Origin of the sequence: Serratia nematodiphila DZ0503SBS1 (genome assembly GCF_000738675.1) — a bacterium.
GTDB classification, from domain to species: Bacteria; Pseudomonadota; Gammaproteobacteria; order Enterobacterales; family Enterobacteriaceae; genus Serratia; species Serratia nematodiphila.
In genome coordinates this window covers 2,435,536-2,446,171 of record NZ_JPUX01000001.1, presented here as the reverse complement: position 1 = coordinate 2,446,171, position 10,636 = coordinate 2,435,536, and the positions used below count along the sequence as shown (strand labels likewise).

Annotated in this window: 9 protein-coding genes; 5 read left to right on the top strand and 4 right to left on the bottom strand. The window is 59.5% G+C overall.

The annotated features are described in order from the left end of the window. Positions 1 to 8: 8 nt before the first annotated feature. Positions 9 to 2,465, bottom strand: coding sequence for a poly-beta-1,6 N-acetyl-D-glucosamine export porin PgaA (gene pgaA, locus JL05_RS11280; RefSeq protein WP_072010095.1), 2,457 nt, complete (start codon positions 2,463 to 2,465; stop codon positions 9 to 11). Between the two features lie 581 nt (positions 2,466 to 3,046). Between pgaA and JL05_RS11275 the strand changes: the two genes are divergently transcribed. Both JL05_RS11275 and ypdK read left to right on the top strand, forming a co-directional pair. Continuing rightward, positions 3,047 to 3,484 (top strand): type II toxin-antitoxin system HicB family antitoxin, encoded by a 438-nt coding sequence (locus tag JL05_RS11275; protein ID WP_004936322.1) that lies wholly within the window; start codon positions 3,047 to 3,049, stop codon positions 3,482 to 3,484. 558 nt (positions 3,485 to 4,042) lie between these two features. After that, positions 4,043 to 4,117: a membrane protein YpdK gene (gene ypdK, locus JL05_RS25370; RefSeq protein WP_099782600.1), complete on the top strand. Its 75-nt coding sequence runs from the start codon at positions 4,043 to 4,045 to the stop codon at positions 4,115 to 4,117. 66 nt (positions 4,118 to 4,183) lie between these two features. On the opposite strand, the gene JL05_RS11265 is transcribed toward ypdK, so the two are convergent. The 3 genes from JL05_RS11265 to JL05_RS11255 all read right to left on the bottom strand — a co-directional run bounded on the left by JL05_RS11265 (position 4,184) and on the right by JL05_RS11255 (position 6,708). After that, a complete protein-coding gene (locus JL05_RS11265) occupies positions 4,184 to 4,708 on the bottom strand; it encodes a cytochrome b (protein WP_033632454.1) in 525 nt (174 codons plus the stop codon). Positions 4,709 to 4,818: 110 nt separating this feature from the next. Next, a complete protein-coding gene (gene alaC, locus JL05_RS11260; protein ID WP_004936329.1) occupies positions 4,819 to 6,048 on the bottom strand; it encodes an alanine transaminase in 1,230 nt (409 codons plus the stop codon). A gap of 120 nt (positions 6,049 to 6,168) precedes the next feature. Continuing rightward, positions 6,169 to 6,708 (bottom strand): GNAT family N-acetyltransferase, encoded by a 540-nt coding sequence (locus tag JL05_RS11255; protein ID WP_033632453.1) that lies wholly within the window; start codon positions 6,706 to 6,708, stop codon positions 6,169 to 6,171. A gap of 168 nt (positions 6,709 to 6,876) precedes the next feature. Here JL05_RS11255 and JL05_RS11250 point away from each other — a divergent pair, with 168 nt between their 5' ends. From JL05_RS11250 to JL05_RS11240, 3 genes are all read left to right on the top strand, one after another. Further along, entirely contained in the window at positions 6,877 to 8,121 is a 1,245-nt protein-coding gene (locus JL05_RS11250; RefSeq protein WP_033632452.1) for a DUF1479 domain-containing protein, read from the top strand. A gap of 92 nt (positions 8,122 to 8,213) precedes the next feature. Beyond that, a complete protein-coding gene (locus JL05_RS11245) occupies positions 8,214 to 9,905 on the top strand; it encodes a sensor histidine kinase (RefSeq protein ID WP_033632451.1) in 1,692 nt (563 codons plus the stop codon). Next, entirely contained in the window at positions 9,902 to 10,636 is a 735-nt protein-coding gene (locus tag JL05_RS11240) for a LytR/AlgR family response regulator transcription factor (protein WP_004936341.1), read from the top strand. Before JL05_RS11245 ends, JL05_RS11240 begins: the two co-directional genes overlap by 4 nt.

The window sequence follows — 10,636 nt, the reverse complement described above, 5'->3', positions numbered from 1 at the left end:
TGATTCCTTTAAAAACGATAATTCAGATCAAACGTCACGCCGATGTTCCGCTCGCGTTTGCCGTCGTAAGGATGCTTCTCAAACTGCAGCATCACGCCGGCGTCCAGCACTCCGTTCCAGCTGACGCGCTGGCCGTAACCCAGCTGGGTGATCGGCTTGCGCGCATAGTCCCGCTGCCAATAGCTGCCGGCGCCGGCCTGGAACTGCTGGCTCCACTCGGTCTGATAATGGCGATACAGGGTGTGATCGAGCGTTAACGACGGCAGCAGCGTGAAGTCGCGCTTCGGGTTGTAATACGGCACGTTCTCCTGGCTGTTGCGGCTGCCGGACAGCGTCAGGTTCATGTCCAGCCGATAACGGGCGCCGGCGAGCAGCCGTTGCCGCCCTTCCAGGCCGTATTCCAGCCGGTTGTTGCCGTCCGAGAAGTGCGAAGGCGCCACGCTGGCGCGCAGCTCGCGGCTTTCGCTCTGCTGCCAACGCAGCCACAGGTTGCCGCCGTTGGCGCTGATGCCGTTGGTCAACGCGCGCAGCGGCGTCTCGGCCGACAAGCGCGCCACCGAACCGCCTAGGCGCCATTGATCATTCAGGTCATACCAGGATGAGAGGCGCAGGCCGAGCTCATTACCGTGGCCGTAGTTGCGGTTGGCCACCTCGGCTTCCAGCCACAGATCGCGCGAGCGCCACTCGGCACCGGCGCTGAGATCGCGGTTGATGCCCTTGCCCTCGTCGAACTGGCCGGTGTTGAATCCCCAGCCGGTGAACAGCCGCCAGTTGTCGTCGATCGGCGGTGAATAGAGCGCGGCGTGTATGCCGAAATCGTGGCTGCCGCTGACCGGCCCGTCGGAATCGATGCCCTGATTGCCGCTGATGCGCAGTTCAGACATATGGTGAATGCGGCGCGAACGTTCAAACTGCTGAGCGGCGACGCTTTCCGGCGCGCGCTGGATGACGTCGTCGGCCAGCAAATCCAGTTGGCGCCACTCCTGCAACCCCTGCGCGACATAGCCCTGCTGGATCTCCAACGGCAGGCTGCGCGGCTCCAGCCCTTCCACCTGTTTCAACTCCTCCTCGGCGCGACGCGGCCAGCCGCGCGCCAAATAAACGCTGGCCAAGGAGATGCGCAGACCCTGATTGCCCGGCGCCGTGCGCGCCAGATGGGTCAGCTGCCGTTCGGCCTCGGCCAGATCGCGTTGATAAACCCGCGACTGCGCCAGCAGCGATTGGCCGACCAGCCAATCATCGTTGTAGGCCAGCGTCGGCAGCTGGTACAGGTGGGTCGCGTAGGGATAGCGCTGGCTGACGCGCTGCGCCAGCAGCGCCGCCTGATCGATGCGTTCGTTCTCCGCCTGCGCGTAAAACAGATCGGTCTCATCTTCGGCGGTCACCGCCTGCGGCGCGGCGGCGTTCAGCCGGCCGAAAATGGCCTGCGCCTTGTCCGGCTGCTGCAGATAGAGGTAGGCGGACGCCGCCCAGCGCTGCGCATAATCCGGCACCGTGCGCCCTTCCGCCTGCAAGGTTTGATACTCGCTCACCACGTCGGCCATTCGATAGCGCGCCAGCAGCGCGCCCAGGCGATCGACACGCGCCTGTTGGTAGCTGTCCTGCGCCTCCGGCAGCGGCCGCCACTGCGTCAGCAATTGGTCATAGCGCGCCAGCGCGCGATCGGCGATGACGAAACGTTCTTGTTCGCCGCGAGCATCGATAAACGACAGCCGCACCAGTTCGGCGGCTTCATCCGCCTGCAGGCGCCGCTGCTGCGCGGGCGGCAATGCCAGCCCCTGGCTTTCACGCAGCGCCGGATCCGCGACCCGATTCGCCGCCAGCAGCGTCACGTAATAAGCCTGAATACCGGTGTCGGACGGCGCCAGCGCACGGGCATGAGTGACGTTTTCCAGCGCCGCCCAACTGCGGCCGGCGGCCTGGTCCACATAGGCGCGCGTCAGATACCACGTCGCCGGCTCCAGCAGCTTCTCCGCTTTGGCCGCCTCCGTTTGCGCCTGCGCATCCTGCCCGGCATCCGCCAGTGTCATCACATAGCCACGTTGCAGGCCGCCGTCGGCGGGAGCGAGCTGCAACGCCGCACGCCACCGGCGCAGCGATGGTTGCCACTGCTTCAGGTTGCGATAGGCGCGGGCCGCCGTCGCCAGACTGGCGCTATCCCGCTGCAGCGCGGCGCCGTCGGCACGCCAAAGCGCGACCACCTCTTCATCGTGGCCGGCCCACCCGGCCACCTGGATATAATCGGCTCGCTGCTGCAGGCTCAACCCCTCCTGAGCGCGCCGCTGCGATAAATACGCCAGCACCGGCGCGGTATCGCCCGATCTGGCCTGACGGATCAGCGCGTCATAGCGTTCATCCGCCAGCGCGGTGGCCGGCAGGGATAAACCGATAAACAGCAATGACGCCGCATATTTGGTGGCGTGGCGTTCGGTAAAGCGTAATGAACGCGAGTTAACTTTAGGCACGAGGTATTCCTTTAATCCGTGAGCTGCTGTCCTGGCAAAGTAGAAATGCGAGCAGGCACCCGAAAAGTCGGCTAGAGCCGCCGGGTAATAAGCATGGAGTAATGAATATTTCTGTCTGGCGCACGCTTAAATAGAATCGAATGCGCCTTTGCCTAAAAAGAGTATTTTATAAATCTGTCAATGAATACCGCAGCCAGGTGATATCTGCCTGAAACTGGAATTTCACAATTATCAATAAGTGAAATAACAAAAATTAAAATAATATAAATCAATAAGATAAAACACATTGATGACCAATATTCTTAATTTCACTCTTTCGTGTGAAATTGTATAAAAAATGGTGTGATATTTGATTTTAATTCTCATTATCACCGGTCGACAGGAATATTAATCCAAACATCCAATTAAATAACCTGCCTTGTTGGAGAAAATAACAAGATTATTGTTAACACGAACATTAAATTTGCCTGCTAATAATTATTCAATTCAATTTAAATTCTCCCACGGATACATTCATGCTGGCTATCTCCCGAGCATGCCGTCACAATAGCGCCTCATTCTGGTTTCAATCAGGGATTGCCATGTACAGCCACTACCCCGCCCATTACACCTTCGATAGCGACAGCGACGCCTGGCAGATCGGTTTCCACGACTTCCCCGAGTGGCAATCTGCCTGCTATAAACGCGAAGATATCGAGCTGGAAGCGCAGGAAAGCCTGCTGGCCGCCATCGCCGCCGCGATGGATGAAGGGCTGCCCCTGCCCGCCCCTTCTCCTTCGCAAACCGATGATTTGAGGGTACATCTGCCGGCGCTGGTGGCGCTGAAGATCGAACTGCACAACGCGATGCTGCGCAAAAACACCGGTAAAGCGGCGCTGGCGCGCAAGCTGGGTTTCAACGGCGGGCAAATGGAGCGGTTACTGGATATCGGCTACGCCTCGAAGGTGGAAGCGCTGGAGCAGGCGTTGTATCTGCTGGGCTACGAAGTGCGCGTGACGATAAGCGAAGTTTGCCAATAAGTTAGCGGCAGGTAAGCGAAATATTATCCAGGGGGGCTAAATTTCCCCCGTTTTGCGCCGATATGATGGCTACCTAATCACTTGTCGCAACAACGAAGGCTAAAAATGGAGTGGAGTCGCCGTCATATTTGGGCCGTTATTCTGCTGTCTTGTCTCGTTTTTTGGGTCATTTTGGCGACCGGCATCAACGCCGTCGCCTGAGCGCCTGCCACCGTATTGCAATACCCGATTTTAAAGCCCGCCACACGGCGGGCTACTTCCTGTCGCTTGCTTATAAAAAGCGTTATAAAACAGCGCGACCTGTTCAAAAAACAACCTAAAATTGTGATCAAAAACACAGTATTGAAATCAGACCAGTATTGAGAGTACATTAGCGCCGATCCTGTCGCGGTTCGGATTTTACCTCACGGAGCATGAGGCGCGACAACCGGACAACCCGCGCTCGAGGACGTTGTTCTTTCGCTTGGAAGAATCCGCCCGACAAGCAGGTTGCCCATAAAATACTCAGCACAACAATCGGGATCATTGCTGGCGAGGACTCCAGACAGGAGTTGTTCAGTGAAATATTTTTTGATGGGCGTGTCATTCATGCTGGTTGCCTGGGTTGGCACCTTCATGTTGATGGTTGCCTGACAGCAGCCACACCAGGAACACAGACAAAGGGACGCGCAAGCGTCCCTTTGTCGTTTCGGCTAGCGCTCATTTGCCCGGCATCATGCGGCGCAGGGTGTCGTCCTTGCGCAGGTAGTGGTGGTACAGCGCCGCCAGCGCATGCGCGCCAATGATAAAGTAGCCAACGTTTGCCAGCGTCTCATGCACCGTTTTGACCAGCCTGCGCATCACCGGATCCGGCGTCACCCACTGCGGCATCGGCCAACCCAGCAAAGACCACGATTTCCCGCCGTAGGCCAGGGTTAACATGCCCAGCAGCGGCAACATCAGGAAGACCACGTACAGCAGCCAATGGAAAATCTTCGCGCCTACCTCCTGCCACTCCTCCAGCGGAGGCGTGGTTGGCGGCGCAGCGTGGAAAGAGCGCACCGCCAACCGAATCAGCATCAGGGCAAAGACCGATACCCCAAAGTTGAAATGCAGATTTTTGACCATCGGCGCCCACGCCTCCGGCACCGAATCTTTCAGCAACATCGCCGCATAGGTGAGGATCACCATCAGCAACGTCAGCCAATGTAAAACGATTTGCGATCGCGCGTAGCGGTTGCTCATACACTCTGTCCAAAAAATAAAATTCAGCGTAGTTGAGCATAATGGGGAAATAATGAAGAAAACCTTGGGACGGAAAAAATAAGGCCGGGCGAACGCCCGGCCTGACAGGGTTATTTGGCGCTGCCGGCTTTGCCTGGCTTCAGCAGCCCGTCCGCGCGGAACATCGCCTTGATGCCGCGCACCGCCTGGCGGATACGATCCTGATTCTCGATCAGCGCGAAGCGCACGTGAGTATCGCCGTAGTCGCCGAAGCCGATGCCCGGCGAGACGCAGACCTTGGCTTCCGCCAGCAGGCGCTTGGCGAACTCCAGCGAACCGAGGTGGGCATAAGGCTCGGGAATTTTCGCCCACACGTACATCGACGCCTTCGGGTTTTCCACCATCCAGCCGGCCTCGTGCAGCCCCTTCACCAGCACGTTGCGGCGCTGCCGATACTGTTCGGCGATATCGCGCACGCACTGCTGATCGCCTTCCAGCGCGGCGATGGCCGCCACCTGCAGCGGCGTGAAGGTGCCGTAGTCGTGATAACTTTTGATGCGCGCCAGCGCGCTGACCAGCTCAGGATTGCCGACCATGAAACCGATGCGCCAGCCGGCCATGTTGTAGCTTTTCGACAGGGTGAAGAACTCCACCGCAATGTCTTTCGCCCCCGGCACCTGCATGATCGACGGCGCTTTCCAGCCGTCATAAACAATATCGGCATAGGCCAGGTCGTGGATCACCAGCACGTTGTACTGTTTGGCCAGCGCCACCACCCGCTCGAAGAAATCCAGCTCCACGCACTGCGCGGTCGGGTTGGACGGGAAGCCGAGGATCATCATTTTCGGGCGCGGAATGGTTTCCCGAATGGCGCGCTCCAGTTCACTGAAGAAATCCACGCCGTCCACCAGCGGCACCGAACGCACCTGGGCGCCGGCGATCACCGCGCCGTAAATGTGGATCGGGTAACTGGGGTTCGGCACCAGCACGGTATCGCCGTGATCGAGGGTCGCCAGCATCAGGTGCGCCAGCCCCTCTTTCGAACCGATGGTGACGATGGCTTCGCTTTCCGGATCGATATCCACCTGATAACGATCGGCATACCAGCGCGAAATGGCGCGGCGCAGGCGCGGAATGCCGCGCGAGGTGGAATAACCGTGGGTGTCGTCGCGCTGGGCGACGGCGCACAGTTTTTCCACGATGTGCGGCGGCGTCGGGCCGTCGGGGTTACCCATGCTGAAGTCGATAATATCCTCACCGCGACGGCGTGCGGCCATTTTCAGTTCGGCGGTGATGTTGAATACGTAAGGGGGAAGACGTTCAATGCGCGTAAAACGGCGCTGTGGACTGTTATCAGCCATAGGGGGATTCCTCGATAGACGTTAGCGCCCGGACCGTCCGAGCGACGCTGGCCAGCGAACTGACCGAATATCGAACATAGCGCAGCGCCGGCGAGCTTGTCGATACCCGGCGCGATATTTTTATTTGCCGCCCTGAAACTCTGCCGCCAACAGCCCGAACAGCCAGTCGTCGCGCCACTCTCCCGCCAGGCGGAAATTATCGCGCAGCGTGCCCTCCAGCTGAAAACCGCACGACTCCAGCAGGCCGCGCGAGGCGAGGTTGCCCGCGGTCACGGTAGCGGTCAGCTTGTGAAAACCGCAGGCGTTCACCGCAAAATCCAGCACTGCCCGCAGCGACTCCTTGCCATAGCCCTTGCCCTGGCCGGCAGGCAAACTCCCGTATCCCACTTCCGCCTGCCGATACGGCGCCCAGTGCGGGCGAAAGCCGGTAATGCCCACCGCCTCTCCGCTGCGCTTCTCACGCATCACCAGGCACAGCCACTGCTCGCCGTGTTTGTCCCAGGCCGGCAGGCGCTCTTCGAACCGTGCGCGGATCTCCGCTTCGCTGCGCGGATCGGAGATGTAACGGATCACCTCGGGATCTTGGTACAGGCGCAGAAACAGCGGCCAATCCTCGGCGGTTATCGACTGTAAGTACAAGCGTTCAGTGACCAGCTTCATAAAATCTCCGAAAAACGAAAAAGAGGAACTTACGAATGAAAGATATCTCTTTATTTTCCCCGATTGGTTGCCGATAATCATTCACGTTAAAACCACAAAACCATAACGTCTTGCCCGTTTCCCTACAACCGTCCGCCGCCGTGACTCACGCGGCATCAGGAGAACACCATGGCCTCTTTAGTCATCGACGATATTCCGCAGACGATCGTTAACGTCAAGCGCCAGCTGCGCCAGGCATTGCCGAACTACCGCGACGTTTTTCTGGCGCTGGAGGAGAACATCCGCGGCCAGGTCGACCAGATCCGCCGCGAACTGGCCGCCGGCCATAATCCGGTGCCGCAGATCGACGCGGAAGATATCCTGCAGCAACGCGTCAGCGATCAACAGATAGCGCTGATCAAACAGCGCGGCGCCTGCGCCATTCGCGGTGTATTTCCCCGCGCCAAGGCCGAAGGCTGGAACCGGGAAATCGGCGACTATCTCGAGCGCAACAACTTCGTCGAGCGGTTGAAAAACGCCGCCGAAGACAACTATTTCGGCAAGCTGGCCGCCAGCAAACCGCAGATTTACGGCATCTACTGGTCAAAACCGCAGGTCGAGGCGCGGCAGGATGCGCGCATGCATGCGGTGCAGGTGTTCCTCAACAGCCTGTGGGCCACCGAAAGCAACGGCAAGCAGCATTTCGATCCGACCCGCGTCGCCACCTACGCCGATCGCACTCGCCGCCGCCCGCCGAACTCCTCGTCGCTGGGCCTGTCGCCGCACGTCGACAGCGGCACCATCGAGCGCTGGCTGGACGAGAATTTCCGCTATGTGTATCGCCACGTGTTCTCCGGCGACTGGCAGCAGTACGATCCCTTTGCCGCCGACGGCCGCACCGAAGTGCGCGAAATTGCCTCCCCGGCAGTCTGCTCGATGTTCCGCACCTTCCAGGGCTGGACGGCGCTGACGCCGCAACGCACCAACGCCGGCACGCTGAACCTGGTGCCGATCGCCAACGCCATGGCCTATGTGTTGCTGCGCGCGCTGCAGGACGACGTCGCCGACGACGATCTGTGCGATGCGGCGCCGGGCCGCGCGCTGTCGATCTCGGAAAAATGGCATCCCCTTTTATTAAGTGGGATTTCCCCTATTCCCGATCTGGAGCCGGGCGACACGGTATTTTGGCATTGCGACGTGATCCACGCGGTGGAGAACGAGCATAACGGCGAGTTCGACAGCAACGTGATGTACATCGCCGCCGCGCCGGGCTGCGCGAAAAACGACGCCTACCTGCAGCGCCAGCTGCCGAGCTTTATCGACGGCAGAACGCCGCCGGACTTCGCTCCCGACGACTTCGAAGTGGATTTTGACGGCCGCGCCACCGCCGATCTGCTGACGCCGCTGGGCAAAACGCAGCTCGGCATGCGCTGACAGCCGGCCTGAGCCACGGGCCTTTCTCGCTGTGGTATACTGCCGCCATCCGTAGGCCGCAGCGAGAACCCGTCGTGCACCCTTTTTTTGAAATGCTGTTGGCGGTGTTTGATCGCGCCGCGCTGATGTTGATCTGTCTGTTTTTCCTGACCCGCACCCGGCTGTTCCGCCAACTGCTGCAAAAAGAAGACCATACACCGCTCGAGCTCGGCATCGTCACGGCGATCTTCTCGCTGTTCGCGCTGTTCAGCACCTACTCCGGTATCAACGTTGAGGGTTCGCTGGTCAACGTGCGCGTCATCGCCATCATGGCCGGCGGCATCCTGTTCGGCCCCTGGGTGGGGATCGTCACCGGCATCATCGCCGGGGTGCACCGCTATCTGATCGACATCGGCGGCATCACCTCGGTGCCCTGCCTCATCACCAGCATCATCGCCGGCATCAGCGCCGGCTACATCAACCTCAAGGTGAGAAAAGAGCAGCGCTGGCGCGCCGGCATCGTCGGCGGCATGCTGTGCGAATCCCTCACCATGCTGCTGATCGTGCTGTGGGCCAAGCCGACCGAGCTTGGGCTCGACATCGTGTCGCAGATCGCGCTGCCGATGATCCTCGGCACGGTGTGCATCGGCCTGATCGTGCTGCTGGTGCAGAGCGTCGAAGATGAAAAAGAGGTGATCGCCGCACGCCAGGCCAAGCTGGCGCTGGATATCGCCCACAAGACGCTGCCCTATTTCCGCAACATCAACAGCGAATCGCTGGCCACCATTTGCGATATCATCCGCCAGGACATCCGCGCCGACGCGGTGGCGATCACCGATACCCATCAGGTGCTGGCTTACGTTGGCGTGGGGCGCGAAGCCTACCCGATCGGCCGCGAAGGGCTGAGCCGCGTTACCCGCGAAAGCATTCGCCACGGCAAAATCATCATCAAAAACAACCTGGAAAACCCGGCCGCGCCGCAGATCCATTCGCAGCTGGTGGTGCCGCTGTGGGAAAAGGGCGAAGTGACCGGCGCGCTGAAAATTTACTACTGCCACGCTCACCAGATCACCAACACGCTGAAGGTGATGGCGGTCGGGCTGTCGCAGATCATCTCCACCCAGATGGAGGTTTCGCGCATCGAGCATCTGCGCCAGATGGCGGATAAAGCCGAAATGCGCGCGCTGCAGAGCAAGATTAACCCGCACTTCCTGTTCAACGCGCTGAACGCCATCTCTTCCTCTATCCGCCTGAATCCGGACACCGCGCGCCAGCTGATCATCAACCTGTCGCGCTACCTGCGCTACAACCTGGAGCTGAACGACGAACTGATCGATATCCGTAAGGAACTGCATCAGATTCAGGACTATATCGCCATCGAACAGGCGCGCTTCGGCGCCAAGCTGACGGTGATTTACGACATCGACGACGACGTCTCGGTGCGCATTCCGAGCCTGCTGATCCAGCCGCTGGTGGAGAACGCCATCGTGCACGGCATCCAGCCCTGCAAGGGTAAAGGGGTGGTGGTGATCGCGGTGAAAGATCAGGGCGATCGGGTGAAAATTTCGGTGAAGGATACCGGCCACGGCATCAACCAGGAAACCATCGACCGGGTGGCGCGCAACGAGATGCCGGGCCACAATATCGGCCTGCTCAACGTGCATCACCGCGTGTCGCTGCTGTACGGTGAAGGGTTGCATATCCGCCGCCTGGAGCCGGGCACCGAAATCGCGTTCTATATCAGCAAAAACGGCGGCAAGCTGCATCAGGAACCGAGCGCGCCGCCGGTCGGGGAGGCCTCATGAAAGCTATCATCGTGGAAGACGAATTCCTCGCGCAGGAAGAACTCAGCTACCTGATCAAGAAACACAGCAATATCGATATCGTCGCTACCTTCGAGGACGGCCTCGACGTTCTGAAATATCTGCAAACCCACCAGGTCGACGCCATTTTCCTCGACATCAACATCCCGTCGCTGGACGGCGTGCTGCTGGCGCAAAACATCAGCAAATTCGCGCATCGCCCGTCTATCGTGTTCATCACCGCCTATAAAGAGCACGCGGTGGAAGCCTTCGAGATCGAGGCGTTCGACTATATCCTCAAGCCCTATCACGAGGCGCGCATCGTCACCATGCTGCAAAAACTGGAGGCGCTGCATCATCGCCCCGCCGGCGCGGCGGAACCGACCAGCGCGCCGAGCCGCGGCAGCCACAGCATCAACCTGATCAAAGACGAGCGGATCATCGTTACCGACATCAACGACATCTATTACGCCGCCGCCGATGAAAAGGTGACGCGGGTCTATACTCGCCGGGAAGAATTCGTGATGCCGATGAACCTCACCGAGTTTTACGGCCGGCTGCCGGAAGAGCATTTCTTCCGCTGCCACCGCTCTTACTGCGTTAACCTGGCCAAGATCCGCGAGATCGTGCCCTGGTTCAACAATACCTACATTCTGCGGCTGAGCGATCTTGAGTTTGAAGTGCCGGTCAGCCGCAGCAAGGTGAAAGAATTTCGCAAGCTGATGCGCCTGTAA